Source organism: Lysobacter sp. K5869, assembly GCF_018847975.1.
Taxonomy (GTDB): Bacteria; Pseudomonadota; Gammaproteobacteria; order Xanthomonadales; family Xanthomonadaceae; genus Lysobacter.
The window spans coordinates 3,068,240-3,086,021 of record NZ_CP072597.1 but is presented as its reverse complement, the minus strand read 5'-3'; the positions used below and the strand labels follow the sequence as shown (position 1 = coordinate 3,086,021).

Here is a 17,782-nt window from a genome sequence, read left to right as displayed (position 1 = left end):
GCGGTCGTGGCGGGGGCCGCGCGTGCGGCCTCGGGGTCAGCGGGGGGTTACCTAGGTAGGCGCGGCGTTCACGAGGGCGCGATCGCGGCTTCGGGGCGAAAATAACCGGGGCCGAAGATCCCTGCCACGAGGCTGGGCGACAAAGCGCTCAGCGCGTCGTAGCAGGGATCTTCGGCCCCGCTGTCTTCGGATCGGACGCCCCAACCAGCCGCAACCCGCCGTCTTAGCCGCGCTGCCGCACCGCCTCGAACAAGGTCACGCCGGCCGCGACCGACACGTTCAGGCTTTCGACGCCGCTGGCCGCGTCGCCGCCGGGCATCGGGATGCGCACCAGCTGATCGCAGGTTTCGCGGGTCAGTCGGCGCAGGCCGTCGGCTTCGCCGCCGAGCGCCAGCGCGACGTTGCCGCGCAGGTCCAGCGAATACAGCGAGGCCTCGGCCTCGCCGGCCAGGCCGTAGATCCACACGCCGAGCTTCTGCAGCTCGCGCAGGGTGCGCGCGAGGTTGGTCACCGGAATCACCGGCACGCTGTCGGCGGCGCCGGCCGAAGTCTTGCGCACGGTGGCGTTGACCTGCACCGACTTGTCCTTGGGGATGATCACCGCGGTCGCGTTGGCCGCGGCCGCGCTGCGCAGGCAGGCGCCGAGGTTGTGCGGGTCCTGCACGCCGTCGAGGATCAGCACCAGGGCGCGGCCCTCGGCGGCCTCGATCAGGCCTTCGAGCTCGTTCTCGCTCCAGGTCTTGGCCGCGGCGTAACGCGCGACCACGCCCTGATGGCGCAGCCCGCCGACCACGCCGTCCAGCGCCTGGGTCGCGACCCGGCGCACGTCGATGTCGGCACGGCGCGCGGCGGTCTCGATCTCGGCCAGACGCGGGTTCTTGGCGCCGGCCTCGATCAGCACCTCGCGCACGTTGGCCGCGTCGTGCTCGATCGCGGCGGAGACGGCGTTGATGCCGGCGATCCATTGTTTCTGGCTCATGGGGAATCCGTGTGGGCGCGGGGCCCGGTAAGGCTTGGGGCGGGAATTCTACGGCATGGGGCCGGAGCCCCTGTAGGAGCGGCGCGAACCGCGACTAACCGCAGCGGTTTACGAAAGCGTTCGATCCGAAGCCTAGCCCCCGTGAGCACGCCACCATGGGCCTTTCCGATCGCCGGCCGCTTCGGAAACCGGCGCTGACGTACACCGCTGCGGTGGGTCGCGGCTCACGCCGCTCCTACACAGGGGCTTCGGCCACCTCAGTACTTCTGCTTGACCCGCTTCGCCGGCTGGCCGCGCGGCGGCAGCGGCTTCGCGCCGCGCTCCTCGTCGACCAGCTTGAAGTCGATCTTGCGGTCCTCGACGCTGGCCTTGAGCACGACGATGCGGACCCGGTCGCCGAGCCGGTACTCGCGGCCGGTGCGCTCGCCGGCCAGGGTCTTGCGGATCGGGTCGAAGTGGTAATAGTCGTGCGGCAACTGGGTCACGTGGACCAAGCCGTTGACCTTGGAATCGTCCAGTTCGATGAACAGCCCGAAGCTGGTCACGCCGCTGATGACGCCGTCGAACTGGCCGCCGACGTGCTGCTCCATCCACGCCGCGCGGTAACGCTCGTCGACCTCGCGCTCGGCCTCGTCGGCGCGGCGCTCGCGTTCGGAGCATTGCAGCGCCAGCGCGGCCATCTGCGGCGGCGAGTACAGATACGACGAGGGCTTGGCGCCGCGCAGCGCGTGCTTGATCGCACGGTGCACGAGCAAATCCGGGTAACGCCGGATCGGCGAGGTGAAGTGGGCGTAGGCGTGCAGCGCCAGACCGAAGTGGCCGGTGTTCTCCGGCGCGTACACCGCCAGGCTCTGGCTGCGCAGCAGCACCGATTCCAGCAGCGCGGCGTCGGGACGGTCGCGGATCTTCTTCAGCAAATGGGTGAAGTCGCGCGGCTCGACCTGGCTCCAGGCCGGCATGCGCAGCTTGAATTCCTTGAGGAACTCCTGCAGATCGGCGTACTTCTGCTCCGGCGGCCGCTCGTGCACGCGGAACGGCGCGGGAACCTGCTTGGCCATGAGGTACTTCGCGGCCTCCACGTTGGCCGCGATCATGCATTCTTCGATCAGCTTGTGCGCGTCGTTGCGCTGAAGCATGCCGGCCTGCACCACCTCGCCGTCCTTGCCGATCACGAAGCGCACTTCGCTCGACTCGAACTCGATCGCGCCGCGCTGCTGGCGCGCCTTGACCAATACATGGAACAGCTGATGCAGGCGTTCGATGTTCGGCAGCAGCGAACCGATCTGCGCTTGAGCCTCGGCCTTGGCTTCTTCGGGCACGTCGCCGACCGCGTTCCACACCGTGGTGTAGGTCAGCCGCGCGTGCGAGTTCATCACCGCTTCGTAGAACTTCGATTCGGTCACTTCGCCGTCGTGGCCGATCTGCATATCGCAGACGAAACACAAGCGGTCGACCTTCGGGTTCAACGAACAAATGCCGTTCGACAGCGTCTCCGGCAGCATCGGCACGACAAAGCCGGGGAAGTACACCGAGGTCGCGCGCTTTTGCGCCTCGTCGTCCAGCGGCGTGCCGGGACGGACGTAATGCGAGACGTCGGCGATGGCGACGATCAGGCGGAAGCCCTTGCGGTTGGTCTCGCAATAGACCGCGTCGTCGAAGTCCTTGGCGTCCTCGCCGTCGATGGTGACCAGCGGCACCGCGCGCAGATCGACGCGTTGCTGCGCGACTTCTTCCGGCACCGTCAGCGGCACCGCCGAGGCTTCGTCGAGCACCGCCTGCGGGAACACGTCGGGAATTTCGTGGCCGTGGATCGCGGCCTGCACCGCCAGCGAAGCGGTGAGCTTCTCGCCGAGCACCGCGAGCACGCGGCCGATCGGCGGACGATGGTGATCGGGCGCCTGCACCAGCTCGCACACCACCAACTGGCCGTTCTTCGCGTCCATGCGCGCGTCCGGCGGAATCTGCACGTTGCGCTGGATGCGGCGGTCGTCGGGCACGACGTAGCTGATGCCTTGTTCGAGGGTGAAACGGCCGATCAAACGATTGAGCCGGCGTTCGAGCACTTCCACGATCGCGCCTTCGCGGCGGCCGCGGCGGTCCACGCCGGTGACGCTGGCGAGCACGCGGTCGCCGTGCATGGCCTTGCGCATCTCGAACGGCGGCAGGAACAGATCGTCGCCGCCGCCGGATTCCGGGCGCAGGAAGCCGAAGCCGTCGGGATTGGCGATCACCACGCCGGGAATCAGGTCCATCTGCGCGGCGGGGGCGAACTCGCCCTTGCGGTTGAGCAGCAACTGGCCGTCGCGCAGCATCGCCGCCAGACGCTTGCCCAGCGCGTCGGCGCGCTCGGGTTCGGTCAGGCCCAGGCGCTGGCCGAGCTCGTCGGCGCGCATCGGGCCGTCGGCGCCGCTGAGCGTCTGCAGGATCAGCTCGCGGCTGGCGATGGGCTGGGCGTAGCGCGCGGCTTCGCGTTCGGCGTGCGGATCGTGATGCGGGCCGCCCTGGGCGACCGGCGGCGCGGCCGGGACGCGCTTGCCGCCGGCGGGTTTGCCGGCGGGCGCCGGCGCGGCGGGCTTGGGCTTGCCGCGAGCGCCCTTGCTCGGGCCGTGCTGGAGATTCTCGGGCAGCCACGCGGGGCGCGGTGCCGGGGTCTTGCGGCCGCCCTTCTTGCCGCCCGGGGCGGCGCTGGCGGAGGCGGATTGGCCGGTCTTTCCGGTCTTTTTGTTCTTAGTCGTCTTTTTGGTCATGGCCGCTATGGTCTCACATCGCCATGAACGCGGCGTCTGGGCGGCCCGGGGCGCGGGCGAACGGCGCATCGACATGGCGCGAACGGTCGGCCGCGACCGCTCGTCGGACGTCGCGACGGCGCGTGCGAACCGGCCTTTCGGCGAAGCCCGCGCGCGGCGTTCGGCGCGCGACGAATCGACGCGTCCGCCGCGCGCCTCGCTGCACCGCGCCATCGCATCCGCGCAACGCGTCGGTTTCCGTCTGCGACGCCGCGCGCGTTCGCGCGCGAGCGAACGCGCGTGACGAAGCGTGCAACTGTGATCGCATCCGCGCTTGGCCGAAACGGTTTCGCATGCGAGCGCTTGTACTTCCCCGGCTTGCGCGAAGCCCGCCGGAGCGCACAAAAGCGCGCGCGACGGCGGCGCTAGGTTGAGGCCGTCCGCTCTCCTCGTGGACGCCGCGGCGCGACGCCGCCCTCTTCTCTCCGCCACTTCCGACAAGGAAACGCACGATGATCCGCAAGAATGCTCTGACCCTGGCGCTCGTCGCCGGGTTGTCCGCGGTTTGCTCCGTCGCCGCCGCGAAATCCCCGGTGGCCGAAATGGATTCGGCGCCGGTCGTCGAATCGCCCGCCGCCGGCGCGATGGGCGCCGCCGAATTCGCCTCCTCGGCCAAGGCCAGCGCGCCGCGCGTGGTCAGTCTCGGCCAGCCGACCAGCCTGGACGCGTCCGCGCTGAAGAACCGCCGCGTCGCCCAGGACAAGAACGGCGATCCGCTGGAGATCGGTTTTTCGCGCAACATCGCACGCAGCGCGGTGGATCTGAACACGCTGGCGTGGCAGCCGCTCGCCGACGGCGGCCGCGCCGCGCGCTTCGAAGTGTCCTCGGCCGGCGCGGTCGCGCTGCGCGCGGGCCTGTCGCTGCGCGGCGCCGGCGCGAACGCCGCGACGCTGCACTTCGCCGGCAGCGACGGCCGCGTGTTCGCCCAGCGCGGCGCCGACTTCGCCGGCAACGAGCTGGGTTGGTCGCCGGTGGTGGAAGGCGACACGATGACCGTCGAACTGGTGCTGCCCAAGGGCGTGAACGCCCGCGCGCTCAAACTCAAGCTGCCGCAGCTCTCGCACCTGGACATCAGCCCGGCCGCGACCGAGCGCCAGATCCAGGCCAAGATCGGCGAGAGCGATTCGTGCGAGAAGGACATCGTCTGCCGCGCCAGCCCGCCGTCGGGCTTCGTCTCCACCGCCAAGTCGGTGGCGCGCATGACCTTCACCACCAGCAGCGGCACCTACCTGTGCACCGGCACGCTGCTCAACAACAACTTCTCGCCGAAGAAGCGTTTGTTCTGGACCGCGGCGCATTGCATCAGCACCCAGACCGTCGCCAACACCTTGCAGACGTATTGGTTCTACGACGCCACCACCTGCAACGGCAGCGTGGTCAACCCGGCCTACACCACGCTGAGCGGCGGCGCTTACCTGCGCCACGCCAACACCACGCGCGACACCTCGCTGCTCGAACTCAAGACCGCGCCGCCGTCGGGCGCCGTCTACGCCGGTTGGTCGAGCGCGGCGATCGCGTCCACCGGCACCGCCATCGAAGGCATCCACCACCCGGCCGGCGACGTGAAGAAGTACTCGCTGGGTTCGGTGACCGGACTGTCGACTTCCATCGACGGCAAGTCGCCGCTGTACCGCGTGGTCTGGAACACCGGCGTCACCGAGGGCGGCTCGTCGGGTTCGGGTCTGTTCACCGTCACCAGCAGCGGCGGCTATCAGCTGCGCGGCGGTCTGTACGGCGGCACCTCGTACTGCAGCGCGCCGCGCGATCCGGATTACTACTCGCGCTTCGCCGATATCTATTCGAGCGTTTCGCAGTATTTCAATCCGTAAGCGCTGGTTTTTAGCCCGCACACCGGCCGTCGCCCCGCGCGACGGCCGGTTTTGCTTTGTGTAGGAGCGGCGTGAGCCGCGACCGCGACATCGCGCATACGACGCGAGCCGGGAGGAGCGCGGTCGCGGCTCGCGCCGCTCCTACAGGGGCTTCGGGGCCGCTCGTCATAAACCCTTTATCTACATATTGCAGGTTATGCGGAATTGACCTAGCCTGCGAGACGCACCCGAACGGCAACGGCCCCGCATGCGTCTGGAACACCACGAATTCCGCGACATGGATCTGGTCGGCGGCGACCCCGCCCTGGATCTGGTCAACACCGTGACCGCGCGCGATACCCTGCCGCGCGATTGGCTCGACGAATACGCGGCGCTGCTGCGCTGGGCGCGCAAAGCCGCGCTGATCCTCGATGCGGACGCCGAAGCGCTCGCGGCTCAGGCCGACGCGGCGCCGTCCAAGGCCGCCGCCGCGCTGGCCCGCGCCAAGCAATTGCGCGAAGCCTTATGCACCGCGCTGTACGCGCTGTCCTCCGGCGCCGAGCCGGCCGAGGCGGAACTCGAAACGCTGGATCAGGCGCGGCTGGCCGCCTCGCGCGCCGCGCGGCTGATCTCGCGCGGCGGACGCCTGCAAACGCAGTGGTCGGCCGAACGCTCGGGGCTGGACCTGATCGCGCACGTGGTCACCGCCTACGCCATCGAACTGCTCAAGGACGCGCGCCTGGACCGGCTGCGCGTCTGCGACGGCCACGATTGCGGCTGGGTGTTCGTCGATACCTCCAAAAGCGGACGGCGGCGTTGGTGCGACATGGCGACCTGCGGCAACGTCGCCAAGGCCAAGCGCTTTCACCAGCGCCACAAAGAATGAAACGGCGCGGCCGCGCGCGATAACGCGGCGGCTCGGATCCGCGCGCCACCCCACGGAGCCGCCGATGTCCCGCCCGTCCCGCTTCGCCGTTCCGACCGAATCGCCCGCGCGCTGGCTGCCGATGGCGATCCTCGCCGCCGCCTGCGCCAGCGTGCTCGCTTACCCGCGCGCGCCCGCCGCGACGCCGCAGCGCTGGGCGCCGGCCAACATCGCCAGCGATCAATACGAATCCTCGCCGACCTTTTCGCCCGACGGCCGCGAGCTCTACTTCATGCGCAGCGACCGCAACTTCGCCCAGTGGCGCATTCTGCGCTCGCGCTGCACCGACGCCGGCTGGTCGCCGCCCGAATCGCCCTCGTTCGCCGCCGGGCGCGCCGGCCTCGATGCCGACCCGTTCCTCGCCGACGACGGCCGTCGGCTGTACTTCGTCTCCGCGCGCCACGACCCGAACGGCGAAGACCTCGACATCTACTACGTCCAGCGCGAACCCGGCGGCGATTGGGGAGCGCCGGTGCGCTTGCCGGCGCCGGTGAACTCGCCCGCCTCGGAACTGCTGCCGCGCGCGCTCGCCGACGGCCGCTTGCTGTTCGGCTCCTCGCGCGAGGGCGGGCTCGGGCAAGGCGATCTGTACATGGCGACGCCGGGCGCGGACGGCGCGTGGCGGGTGCGCAACCTCGGCGCGCCGGTCAGCAGCGCGGCCAACGAGTACGAAGCGGACCTCTCGCACGACGGACGCGAGCTGGTCGCGGTGACCGACCGCGGCGACCGTTCGCATCTGTATCGCTATCGGCTGGAGCGCGGACGCTGGCGCGAACTGGGCAAACTGCCGGCGCGCCAGGACGTGTTCCAGGTCGGCCCGCTGCTGTCGCCGCGCGGCGACCGGTTGTTGTTCGCGCAGGCCGACGGCGAACGCTCCGGCGAGTTCTTCGTGCTCGATCTGCGACCCGGCGCGGATCGCCACTGGCCGCCGGAGTGCGTGGCGAAATCCGCCGCCAACGCCGCGATCAAGTAGCCGGCAGCCACGCCGCGACGCTGCCGACCATGCCGCCGATCGTCGCTGCGCCGGCCAACACCAACCCCACCACCCGCACCGCGATGCCCGCGCCGATCGGCCGCTGGACCACGAACGAGCAACGCTGCTGCGCCTGCGCGGACATGCCCTCCACGCTCAGGCTCAACTCGGCGCCGCGCGCCAGCTCGAACCCACCCACGCTGATCCGCGTGCTGCCCAGGCCGCTGACCTTGGTGCGGCTGAGTTTGCGCCGGATCGGCACCAGCTCGCCGCCGGCGTCGCGCAGGCTGTAGCGCACGCCGAGGAAGTCGGCGCTGAAGGTGCGCCCTTCCAGGCACAGGTCGTAAACGCCGGCCTCGGGCACGCGCAGGCGCTCGCCGCTGCGCGCGGGCGCGCGGGCGACGACCGCGCCGTCGGTCAGCCGCAGCAACGAACCGATCGTCCGCACCAAGGCGGCCAGCCCCGCCGCGAACAGCAGCGGGAACAACACGCCCCATACGTTGAAGCTCATCGCCGGTCTCCCGCCGCCTCGCGCCCGCTCACGCCGAAATGCCGGGCACGTGTTCTTCCTCGTCCTTCGGCGCGGCCCGGCGCGGCTTCGGCGCTATCAACGGCGTCTGCTGCATGTTGCCGTACAGCAGCGACAGGCCCGCGCGCACGCCGTCGACCAGTTCCAGTTCGAAACGCTCGGCATCGCGGCGGCGGATGTCGGCGACCACTTCGGCCGCCTCGTCCGCCGATACGCCCAGCTCCACCAGCGCCGCCTCGCCGAAGCGCATCGCCGACTCGAAGGTCTCGCGGATCTGCAGATCGACCCCGGCGTGCACCAGTTCCAGCGCATGCTCGCGGTCGAAACTGCGCGCCAGCACCCGCGCCTGCGGGAACTCGTGGCGGATCAGCTGCGCGGTGGTGGTGGCCGCGACACGGTTGTCGATGCAGATCGCGATCAGCTGCGCGCTCGCCGCGCCGGAGGCGCGCAGCACGTCCAGGCGGGTGCCGTCGCCGTAGTAGACCTTGAAGCCGAAGGTCTGCGCGCTTTCGATCATCTCCACGTCGGTGTCGATGATCGCCACCTCCACCCCGCGCGCCAGCAGCGACTGCGACACCACCTGGCCGAAGCGGCCGAAGCCGATCAGCAGCACGCTGCCGCTGAGGCCGTTGGGTTCGTCCACGCCTTCCAGCGACAGCGCGGTCTTGGGCGAGAGCTTGCGCAGGGCGATGATCGCCACCGGCGTGAGCACCATCGACAGCACCACGATGGCGGTGAGGTTGGCGCCGATCTCGGCCTGGATCAGACGCGCGTTGACCGCCGCGGAGAACAGCACGAACGCGAATTCGCCGCCTTGCGCCATCAGCACCGCGCGGTCCAGGGCTTCGGTGTGGCAGGACTTCAGCAGCCGCGCGACGATGTAGATGCACACCGCCTTGACCAGCATCAGCGCGAGCACGCCGCCGACGATCAGCGGCCAGTTGGCGGCGACCACTTTCAAATCCAGCGACATGCCCACGCTGAGGAAGAACAGGCCGAGCAGGATGCCGCGGAACGGTTCGACGTCGGCTTCGAGCTGATGGCGGAAGCTGGATTCCGACAGCAGCACGCCGGCCAGGAACGCGCCCATCGCCATCGACAGGCCGCCGACCTGCATCAGCAGCGCCGCGCCCAGCACCACCAACAGCGCCGCCGCGGTCATCACCTCGCGCGCCTTGGCCGCGGCGAGGATGCGGAACATCGGATTGAGCAGCCACACGCCCGCGCCGATCAGCGCCGCCAGCGAGGCCAGGGCGATGCCGATGTCGGCCCAGCGCGAATGCGCGACGGCGGCCGCGGCGTTGGGATCCGGCGGCGCCATCAGCGCGACCAGCGCCAGCAGCGGCACGATCAACAAGTCCTCGAACAGCAGGATCGAGACGATGCGCTGGCCGCGCGGCAGGGCCAGATCGCCGCGCTCGCCGAGGATCTGCATGACGATGGCGGTGGAGGTCAGCACGAAGCCCATCGCGCCGATGAAGGCGACCACCGGCGGGAAGCCGAACGCCAGTCCGACGCCGGTCATCGCCGTGGAGCACAGCAGGATCTGCGCGGTGCCCAAGCCGAAGATTTCGCGGCGCAGGCTCCACAGGTGCGAGGGCCGCATCTCCAGGCCGATGATGAACAAGAACATCACCACGCCGAGTTCGGCCACGTGCAGGATCGCCTGCGGGTCGGCGAAGAAGCCCAGCCCGAACGGGCCGATCAACAGGCCCGCGGCCAGATAGCCGAGCACCGAGCCCAGGCCGATGCGCTTGAAGATCGGCACCGCGATCACGCCGGCCGCCAACAGCACCACCACCTTGACCAGTTCGCTGCCGCCTTGCGCTTCGGCCGCCATCGCACGCTCCTTACCGCGCCGCCGGCGCGTCGTTCGGGAAACCGGCCGCAGGGCCGGGGCCACAGCCTAGCAGGCGCGGGCGCACGGCGATGCGCACGCGGGCGCGCGCGGCATTGCGCGTATGATCCGCGCGATGCGCCCGCGCCCCGCTCCGTCCCGCCTCCCGCCCTGGTTCCGCAACGCCGTCGCGGCCGCCGCGCTGGCCGGTCTCGCCGCCGGCGCGAACGCGGCCGACCCGACGCAAAGCCAGGGCGACGGCACGGTGACCGTGCTCAGCGCCACCGTCGCCGACCAACGCATCGAAGGCGCGAGCGTGGAACTGCGCCGCGACGGCCAGCCCGCGCTGAGCGCGAACAGCGACGCCGACGGCCGCGCCGCGTTCGACCCGGCCGCGCTGCGCGATCCCGCCGCGCGCCTGAGCATCCGCAAGCCCGGTTACGCCGAACTGCTGGCGCAATGCCCCTGCGGCGGCGACCGTTACGCGCTGAGCCCGGCGCTGGCCAGCCTCGACGGCCTGCGCGTAGTGCTGAGCTGGGACGCGCCCGGCGTCGATCTGGACGCGCATCTGAGCTTCCCCGGCAACCACGTCTATTTCCAGCGCCCGCGCGGCGCCGAGGCGCGCCTGGACCTGGACGCGGCCGACCGTCGCCGCCCGGAAACCGTCACCATCGCCCGCCGCCGTCCCGGCGAAACCTACACCTACGCCGTGCACGACTTCGGCCACCGTCAGCGCCCCGACAGCGACGCGCTCGCGCGCAGCGGCGCGAAGGTCTACGTCTACGTCGGCCAATCGCTGATGCGCACCTACGCCGCGCCGGCCCAGCCCGGCAACGTGTGGACGGTGTTCCGCATCGACGGCGAAGGCCGCTTCGAGGAGATCGACCGCATCAGCGCCAGCCGCGCCGGCGCCGACGCGCTCGGCGCGGAGCTCGCGCTCGCGCCGGGACAGCCGGCGCCGCTCGCCGCGGTCGAAGGCGAGGACGCCGCGGCCGCCAATCAGCGCGGCGAAGCGGCGTACCGCGGCGGCGATCTGATCGGCGCGATCGCCGCGTACCAGCAAGCGATCGAACTCGATCCCGGCTATGCGCTGGCTTTCAGCAATCTCGGTCTGGCCTATGTGCGCAAGGGCCGCGCCGCCGAGGCGATCTGGGCCTCGCGCCGCGCCATCGCCCTGGCCAAGGGCGCGGGCGCGGCGACCATCCGCGCCGGCGCGTACTACAACATCGGCAAGCTCTACGAACTCGACGGGCAGTACGAGCGGGCGATGTCGAACTATCTGGCGGCGCGACGCGAGAAGCCGGACAAGAGTTACGACGAGGCGTTGCAGCGCGTCAGCGGGTATTGAGGCCGCGGGCGGGCGCGAAAACTCAGCGGCCGGCCGCGCGGCGGATCGCGTGGGGCCGGGTCGGACAAGCAGATCGAGGAAATCATGGATTCGATGCAAAACCCAACATCGCCGCCGCGTCGGGCGCCGAAGGAATCGGTGTCCGCGACGCAAGACTTCGCGCCCGCCCGCCCCTGTTCTTCGCAACCGAACGCATCGCCGCGCCGCTTCGCCGCGCGCGCCCGAGCGCTCGCCGTCCGCCTGCGCGCATGCGCCGGCCTCGGCGCGCTGTGCGCGCTGCTCGCGGCGACGCCGCTGCGCGCCGCCGGTCCCGCCGAAATCGCCAGCGCCGACCGCGCCGCGTGGCCGCGCCCCATCGACTCGCCGGCCGCGTTCGACCGCGCCTCGCGCGCCGAGATCCTCGCCTTCGCCCACGAACTGAGCCTGTCGGAACCGCTCGACGACGCGGCCCTGGCCCAGCGCCTGCGGCTCAAGCAGATCGACCGCGCCAGCCTCGACAAGATCCGCGCGCGCTATTGGCAGCGGCTCGCCGACAACTACCGTTTGGCCTCGCGCGCCTGCGCGCCGCGCGAGCCGTTCTGCGCGCCGGCCGCCGACGCCGACGCGCTGCGCAAGCTCGCCGCGGACTTCGACGCCGCGCCCGCGCCGGCGTTCGCCGCCTGGCGCGCCGACGCGGCGCGCTTCCACCGCATCTATCTCGACGAACAGCTGCGGCTGGCCGCGCTGTTCCCGCGCACCAGCAGCGAGATCGACACCTACTCGGCGCAGGAACTCGACGGCAGCGAACTGCCCGACCGCCAGTTCCTGCTGACCTTCGACGACGGCCCCACCGCCGTCGGCGGCAACACCGACGCCTTGCTGCGCATGCTGCGCGAGAACAGGCTCAACGCGACCTTCTTCGTGCTCGGCCAGCAATTGCAGCCGCGGATGAAGTCCGAAGCCCCGGCCAAGACCTACGCCGGCATGTGCGTGGCCTCGCACGGTTGGGAACACCAATCGCATTCGCGCTGGCCGCAGTGGCAGGATTCGGTGATCCGCAGCAGCGCGCTGATCCGTCAGGAAACCGGCGCGCTGTACCGCCCGCTGTTCCGTCCGCCCTACGGCCAGCGCCGCGCCGACAGCGGCGAGTTCTTCCGCGAGCAAGGCCTGCGCGTGGCGCTGTGGACCATCGATTCGCAGGACTGGAACGCCAAGGTCGACGCCGGCCAAGTGCAAGGCCGCCTGCTGAGCCTGATGCTGCTGTGGCGGCACGGCACGATCCTGTTCCACGACATCCACGACAAGGCCCGCGTCGCGGTGCCGTGGCTGCTGCGCCAGACCCGCGGCGCCGGCGTGCAGTGGGTCGATTGCCGCCGTTACCCGTCGCCGTAGCGATTCGCGCGGGGTGAGCCGGTTTTCGCGGATTTCGCGAGTGAGGTAGCGGCGCCGCAACCCATGCGGCGCCGGCTCCGCGTTCGACCGCCGCGCCCGCGGCCGGCGGACGCGGCAGCGATCCTCACTACCTGACAGGGAAATCCCATGCGCATCACCCGCACCGAACTCTTGCTCGCCGCGACCTTGGCCGCCCTGCCGCTGTCGGCGCTCGCCTCGCCGCCGCCGAGCGATTGGCAGAACGCGCCCGTGTGCAACGGCAAGTACAGCGCGCAGATGAAGCACACCTTCTACCAAACCGCGACCACGGCCGGCGTGCGTACCGAAGCCGGCGTCGCCCGCAATCCGTTCGCGCAAGGCTCGTTCCCGGCGCCGAGCTATTACCTCGCCGAAGCCGAAGTCTCCAGCCGCAGCGACGCGCATCCGGACTGGGTCACCGACGCGCAGTCGCGCGACGGTTACGACAGCTATTCGAGCGAACCGGCGCAAGTCGGCACGGTCGTGTTCAAGAACGCCGGCTGCAAGCTGGTCGGCACCGCCCGGGTCAGCGTGCAGTGCCCGGGCAGCGCCGCCATCGAAACCAAGACCTTCACCCGTACCTGGGACGGTTGCGGCCTGTAAGCCGGGCTCGCGCGGGCGCCGCCAGCGACTCGGCGGCGCCCGCAAACCGGCTCAGGCCAACGCGGCCTGATGCACGCCGGCCACCGCGCGGCCCGAAGGATCGGCCGCGTTGGCGAACGCCGCGTCCCAGGCGATCGCCGCCGGCGAGGAGCACGCGATGGACTTGCCGCCCGGCACGGTCTGCGCGCAGGCCTCGCCGGGGAAGTGGCGGTCGAAGATGCTGCGGTAGTAATACGCTTCCTTGGTCTGCGGCGTGTTGACCGGGAAGCGCACCGCCGCCGCGGCCAGATCGCGCTCGCTGACGTGGGCCTCGGCGTGGGCCTTGAGCCCGTCGATCCAGCCGTAGCCGACGCCGTCGCTGAACTGCTCCTTCTGCCGCCACAGGATCGAATCGGGCAGATAGCCTTCGAAGGCTTCGCGCAGAATCGATTTCTCGATCTTGCCGGCGGCCTTGTCGACCATCTTGGCCTGAGCATCGATGCGCATGGCCACGTCGAGGAACTCCACGTCCAGGAACGGCACGCGCGGCTCCACGCCCCAGGCCATCATCGACTTGTTCGCGCGCAGGCAGTCGTAGCTGTGCAGCGCATCGAGCTTGCGCACCAGCTCTTCGTGGAACTCGCGCGCGTTCGGCGCCTTGTGGAAGTACAGATAGCCGCCGAAGATCTCGTCGCTGCCTTCGCCCGACAGCACCATCTTCACCCCCATCGCCTTGATCCGCCGCGCCAGCAGGAACATCGGCGTGGACGCGCGGATGGTGGTGACGTCGTAGGTTTCGATGTGGGCGATCACGTCCGGCAACACGTCCAGGCCTTCCTCGAAGGTGTAGGTGAAGCCGTGGTGCACGGTGCCCAGCGCCTGCGCGGCGATTTCGGCCGCGGCCAGATCCGGCGAGCCCTCCAGGCCGATGGCGAAGGAGTGCAGGCGCGGCCACCACGCCTCGGACTGATCGTTCTCCTCGATCCGGCGGCGGGCGAAGCGCGCGGCGCACGCGGCCACCAGCGAGGAATCCAGGCCGCCGGACAGCAGCACGCCGTAAGGCACGTCGCTCATCATCTGCCGGTGCACAGCGCGCTCGAAGGCTTCGCGCAGTTCGCGCTTGTCGGCTTCCACGCCCTGCACGGCGTCGTAATCGCGCCACGGCTTTTGGTAGTACTTCACCGCCACGCCGGCTTCGCTGTCGTAGTAGTGGCCGGGCGGGAACGGCGCGACGTCGTCGCACAGGCGCGCGATGGCCTTCATTTCCGAGGCCACCCACAAGCGGCCGTCGGCGTCGTGGCCCCAGTACAACGGGCACACGCCGATCGGATCGCGCGCGATCAGGCAGCGGCCGCGCGCGCCGTCCCACAGCGCGAAGGCGAAGATGCCGTTGAGGCGGTTCAGCAGTTCGGCCGGCTCCAGGCCTTCGCGGTACAGCGCGTTGACCACTTCGCAGTCGGACTTGGTCTGGAATTCGTAGGGCGTGCGCAGTTGCTGTTCGAGTTCGCGGTGGTTGTAGATCTCGCCGTTGACCGCCAGCACCAGTTCGCCGTCGGCCGAGCGCAGCGGCTGCGAGCCGCCGGTGGGATCGACGATGGCCAGGCGCTCGTGCACCAGGATCGCGCGCGGTTCGGCGTGGACGCCGGACCAGTCCGGGCCGCGGTGACGCTGCTTGGCCGACAGCGCCACGGCCAATTGACGCAGCGGCCGCACGTCGGCGCCGGCGCGGAAGTCGAACAGTCCGAGGATCGAGCACATCGGGGAATCTCCAGAGGGTTTGAAGCGGTGGGAGTGGGTTTTCGGAAGGCCGGAAACGACGAAGCCCGCGCTGGTCGGCGCGGGCTTCCTGTGCGATTTAGCGTGTGTTGCGCGCGCTAATCGCCGGCCCGCGGGAGGCTGGCGTTATTGCGATTATTGTTGTTGCGCGCATTCGCCGCGGCCGCGCGCGAGCGGCCGCGGACGGCGGCGCTGCTGAGTTCGGCGGTGGCGGCGAGGAAGGTCACGGGTCGATCCTGCTTGAGGATCGGCATGGATGCAAGCGCCGCCGGTCGATTCGCGCGCGCCGCGTCCGGTTTCGCGACGCCGGCGCGCGATTCTCAGGCCGCCCCGATCTGGCCGGACGCCCTACCCCGCCGCCGCGCCGCTGCGCCGGGTTCGATTCGGCTAAGCTCGCCGGCACGGAGGACCCTCATGGCCAAATGGATCAAGCGCGCCGTGCTCGCGCTGTTTTGCCTGTTCCTGCTCGTCGCCGGCGGCGCCTGGTGGCTGCTGCGCGGCAGCCTGCCGCAATTGGACGGAACCCCGGCCCTGACCGGCCTGTCGGCCCCGGCCAAGGTCGAGCGCGACGCGCTCGGCGTGGTCACCGTCGATGCCGCCAGCGAAGCCGACGCGATGCGCGCGCTCGGTTACGTCCACGGCCAAGAGCGTTATTTCGAGATGGACCTGTTGCGCCGCACCGCCGCCGGCGAGTTGTCGGCGCTGTTCGGCGAACGCGCGCTCGACTACGACCGCAGCCACCGCGTGCATCGCCTGCGCGCGCGGGTGCAGGCGCAGCTCGGCGCGTTCACCGGCGACAAGGCCGCGCTGCTGCAGGCCTACACCGACGGCGTCAACGCCGGCCTGCACGGGCTGTCGCGCAAGCCGTGGCCGTATCTGCTGCTGCGCGCGGAACCCGAACCGTGGACGGTCGCCGACTCGGCCTTGGTCGGCTACGCCATGTACTTCGATCTGCAAGGCGGCGACAACGCGCGCGAGTTGGCGCTGTCGCGGATCCAGCCGCACGTGCCGCCGGCGCTGTTCGCGCTGCTGACCAATCCCGGCAGCAGCTGGGACGCGCCGCTGTACGGCGCGCCGTTCGGCGACGCGGCCCTGCCCGGCCCCGATCAGCTCGACCTGCGCAAGCTGCCCGCGCCGCCGCCGGGCGCGCTGGTGCCGCTGCCGTTCCTCGACGAGATCGGCAGCAACAACTTCGCCGTCGCCGGCAGCCTGACCCAGGACCGCCGCGCCATCGTCGCCGACGACATGCACCTGGGCCTGCGCGCGCCCAACATCTGGTTCCGCGCGCGCCTGCGCTATCCCGATCCGCGCGCGCCCGGCGGCCGGACCGACGCCGCTGGCTTCACCCTGCCGGGCCTGCCGGCACTGGTGGTCGGCAGCAACGGCCATGTCGCCTGGGCCTTCACCAACAGCTACGGCGATTGGGCCGACTGGTCGCTGCAGCCCGGCTGCGCCGCCAACGCCCGGCCCGGCGCTTGCGCGGGGTTGAAGACGTACGAGGAATCCATCGCCATCGCCGGCCGCGCGCCGGAGAAGTTCACCGTGCGCGAGACGCCGTGGGGCCCGCTGCTGCACGACAACCCCGACGGCAGCGCGCTGGCGCTGCGCTGGAGCGCGCATTTGCCGGGCGCGCTCAACATGGGGCTGACCGATCTGCTCCACGCCAGCTCCGTCGACGACGCGCTGCAAGTCGCGCGCACCGTCGCGCTGCCGGTGCAGAACCTCGTCGTCGGCGACCGCGACGGCAAGATCGCCTGGCGCTTGCTCGGCCCGATTCCCGAACGCGAAGGCAGTTGCTCGGCCGCGACGCTGATCGAGAACGCCGACGCCGCCGGCCGCCCGCTGCCGGCGCCGACCTGCCCGCCGTGGGCGATCCAGACCGCCGACGCGCCGAACCTGATCGCGCCGCCGTCGGGCCGCTTGTGGACCGCGAACACGCGCACGCTCGAAGGCCTGGAGCTGGAACGCATCGGCCAGGGCGATTACGTGCTCGGCGCGCGCGCGGGGCAAATCCGCGACGGTTTGTTCGCCAAGCAACGCTTCACCGAGCGCGATCTGCTGGCGATCCAGCTCGACGACCGCGCGCTGTTCCTCAAGCATTGGTGGGAGCTGCTGCGGCAGGAAGGCGAACGCGCCGCCCAGCGCAAGGACCGCCCGGCGCTGGCCGCGCTCGCGCAAGCCTCCGCGCGCTGGGAAGGCCGCGCCGAACCCGGTTCGGTGAGTTACCGCCTCGTCCGCGACTGGCGCCGCGCGGTGTTCACCCGCATCGCCAACGGCCTGACCGCGCCGGCGCAGTCCGCGCTCGGCGCGCAGTTCGAGATGCCCGATCTCAAGCAGATGGAAGGGGTGATCTGGCCGCTGCTGACCCAGCGTCCCGCGCATCTGTTGCCGCGCAACGAGGAGTCGTGGGACGGCCTGCTCGAACACGCGGCGCAAGACACGCTGGCCGGTCTCAACGTAAAGCCCGGCGCCGACGCCGCCGCGCAACTGGCTCAGCGCACCTGGGGCGAACACAACACCGCTTCGATCTGCCACCCGCTCGCGTCCGCCCTACCCGGCTTCGCCCGCCGCGCGCTGTGCATGCCGCCGGACCAGCTGCCCGGCGACGCGGCGATGCCGCGCGTGCAGCGCCCGAATTTCGGCGCCTCCGAACGCATGGTGGTGTCGCCCGGCCACGAAGCCGACGGCATCGTGCACATGCCCGGCGGCCAGAGCGGCCACCCGCTGTCGCCGTTCTGGGGCGCGGGGCACGACGATTGGGTGCACGGCCGGCCGACGCCGTTCTTGCCGGGCGCGGCGAAATACACGATGACTTTGGAGCCGGCGAAGTAACGACCGCCGGCGACGTTT

13 protein-coding genes are annotated in these 17,782 nt (G+C 70.7%); 7 read left to right on the top strand and 6 right to left on the bottom strand.

Annotated features, from left to right (window positions below; genetic code table 11):
* Positions 1 to 223: 223 nt before the first annotated feature.
* Positions 224 to 979 carry a 23S rRNA (guanosine(2251)-2'-O)-methyltransferase RlmB gene (gene rlmB, locus J5226_RS13385; RefSeq protein WP_215835004.1) on the bottom strand — a complete coding sequence of 252 codons (756 nt, stop codon included), beginning with the start codon at positions 977 to 979 and terminating at the stop codon, positions 224 to 226.
* 257 nt (positions 980 to 1,236) lie between these two features.
* A complete protein-coding gene (rnr, locus tag J5226_RS13380) occupies positions 1,237 to 3,726 on the bottom strand; it encodes a ribonuclease R (RefSeq protein WP_215835003.1) in 2,490 nt (829 codons plus the stop codon).
* 491 nt (positions 3,727 to 4,217) lie between these two features.
* Here rnr and J5226_RS13375 point away from each other — a divergent pair, with 491 nt between their 5' ends.
* From J5226_RS13375 to J5226_RS13365, 3 genes are all read left to right on the top strand, one after another.
* The gene (locus J5226_RS13375) at positions 4,218 to 5,594 is read left to right on the top strand and encodes a serine protease (RefSeq protein ID WP_215835002.1); all 1,377 of its coding nucleotides are present in this window, start codon (positions 4,218 to 4,220) and stop codon (positions 5,592 to 5,594) included.
* A gap of 247 nt (positions 5,595 to 5,841) precedes the next feature.
* Positions 5,842 to 6,459, top strand: a complete 618-nt coding sequence (locus J5226_RS13370; protein WP_215835001.1) for a CGNR zinc finger domain-containing protein — start codon at positions 5,842 to 5,844, stop codon at positions 6,457 to 6,459.
* A gap of 64 nt (positions 6,460 to 6,523) precedes the next feature.
* Positions 6,524 to 7,471 carry a hypothetical protein gene (locus J5226_RS13365; protein ID WP_215835000.1) on the top strand — a complete coding sequence of 316 codons (948 nt, stop codon included), beginning with the start codon at positions 6,524 to 6,526 and terminating at the stop codon, positions 7,469 to 7,471.
* Here J5226_RS13365 and J5226_RS13360 read toward each other — a convergent pair.
* Complete coding sequence (locus J5226_RS13360; RefSeq protein WP_215834999.1) at positions 7,464 to 7,982, bottom strand: hypothetical protein; 519 nt, start codon at positions 7,980 to 7,982, stop codon at positions 7,464 to 7,466. The genes J5226_RS13365 and J5226_RS13360 overlap by 8 nt on opposite strands.
* Before the next feature lie 28 nt (positions 7,983 to 8,010).
* Positions 8,011 to 9,840 carry a monovalent cation:proton antiporter-2 (CPA2) family protein gene (locus J5226_RS13355; RefSeq protein WP_215834998.1) on the bottom strand — a complete coding sequence of 610 codons (1,830 nt, stop codon included), beginning with the start codon at positions 9,838 to 9,840 and terminating at the stop codon, positions 8,011 to 8,013.
* Positions 9,841 to 9,973: 133 nt separating this feature from the next.
* Between J5226_RS13355 and J5226_RS13350 the strand changes: the two genes are divergently transcribed.
* The 3 genes from J5226_RS13350 to J5226_RS13340 all read left to right on the top strand — a co-directional run bounded on the left by J5226_RS13350 (position 9,974) and on the right by J5226_RS13340 (position 13,177).
* Positions 9,974 to 11,185, top strand: coding sequence for a tetratricopeptide repeat protein (locus J5226_RS13350; RefSeq protein ID WP_215834997.1), 1,212 nt, complete (start codon positions 9,974 to 9,976; stop codon positions 11,183 to 11,185).
* 138 nt (positions 11,186 to 11,323) lie between these two features.
* Positions 11,324 to 12,556, top strand: coding sequence for a polysaccharide deacetylase family protein (locus J5226_RS13345; RefSeq protein WP_215834996.1), 1,233 nt, complete (start codon positions 11,324 to 11,326; stop codon positions 12,554 to 12,556).
* Positions 12,557 to 12,703: 147 nt separating this feature from the next.
* On the top strand, positions 12,704 to 13,177 hold the full coding sequence (locus J5226_RS13340) for a hypothetical protein (protein WP_215834995.1): 474 nt from the start codon (positions 12,704 to 12,706) through the stop codon (positions 13,175 to 13,177).
* A 51-nt stretch (positions 13,178 to 13,228) separates the two neighbouring features.
* On the opposite strand, the gene asnB is transcribed toward J5226_RS13340, so the two are convergent.
* Complete coding sequence (gene asnB / locus J5226_RS13335) at positions 13,229 to 14,914, bottom strand: asparagine synthase B (RefSeq protein WP_215834994.1); 1,686 nt, start codon at positions 14,912 to 14,914, stop codon at positions 13,229 to 13,231.
* A gap of 116 nt (positions 14,915 to 15,030) precedes the next feature.
* Entirely contained in the window at positions 15,031 to 15,186 is a 156-nt protein-coding gene (locus J5226_RS13330; RefSeq protein WP_215834993.1) for a hypothetical protein, read from the bottom strand.
* 160 nt (positions 15,187 to 15,346) lie between these two features.
* Between J5226_RS13330 and J5226_RS13325 the strand changes: the two genes are divergently transcribed.
* Positions 15,347 to 17,764: a penicillin acylase family protein gene (locus J5226_RS13325; protein ID WP_215834992.1), complete on the top strand. Its 2,418-nt coding sequence runs from the start codon at positions 15,347 to 15,349 to the stop codon at positions 17,762 to 17,764.
* Positions 17,765 to 17,782: the final 18 nt, after the last annotated feature.

Excerpts from the sequence above, each read along its gene's own strand:
- rlmB (WP_215835004.1), bottom strand. The coding sequence starts at position 979 with ATGAGCCAGAAACAATGGATCGCCGGCATCAACGCCGTCTCCGCCGCG.
- rnr (WP_215835003.1), bottom strand. The coding sequence starts at position 3,726 with ATGACCAAAAAGACGACTAAGAACAAAAAGACCGGAAAGACCGGCCAA.
- J5226_RS13375 (WP_215835002.1), top strand. The coding sequence starts at position 4,218 with ATGATCCGCAAGAATGCTCTGACCCTGGCGCTCGTCGCCGGGTTGTCC.
- J5226_RS13370 (WP_215835001.1), top strand. The coding sequence starts at position 5,842 with ATGCGTCTGGAACACCACGAATTCCGCGACATGGATCTGGTCGGCGGC.
- J5226_RS13365 (WP_215835000.1), top strand. The coding sequence starts at position 6,524 with ATGTCCCGCCCGTCCCGCTTCGCCGTTCCGACCGAATCGCCCGCGCGC.
- J5226_RS13360 (WP_215834999.1), bottom strand. The coding sequence starts at position 7,982 with ATGAGCTTCAACGTATGGGGCGTGTTGTTCCCGCTGCTGTTCGCGGCG.
- J5226_RS13355 (WP_215834998.1), bottom strand. The coding sequence starts at position 9,840 with ATGGCGGCCGAAGCGCAAGGCGGCAGCGAACTGGTCAAGGTGGTGGTG.
- J5226_RS13350 (WP_215834997.1), top strand. The coding sequence starts at position 9,974 with ATGCGCCCGCGCCCCGCTCCGTCCCGCCTCCCGCCCTGGTTCCGCAAC.
- J5226_RS13340 (WP_215834995.1), top strand. The coding sequence starts at position 12,704 with ATGCGCATCACCCGCACCGAACTCTTGCTCGCCGCGACCTTGGCCGCC.
- asnB (WP_215834994.1), bottom strand. The coding sequence starts at position 14,914 with ATGTGCTCGATCCTCGGACTGTTCGACTTCCGCGCCGGCGCCGACGTG.
- J5226_RS13330 (WP_215834993.1), bottom strand. The coding sequence starts at position 15,186 with ATGCCGATCCTCAAGCAGGATCGACCCGTGACCTTCCTCGCCGCCACC.
- J5226_RS13325 (WP_215834992.1), top strand. The coding sequence starts at position 15,347 with ATGGCCAAATGGATCAAGCGCGCCGTGCTCGCGCTGTTTTGCCTGTTC.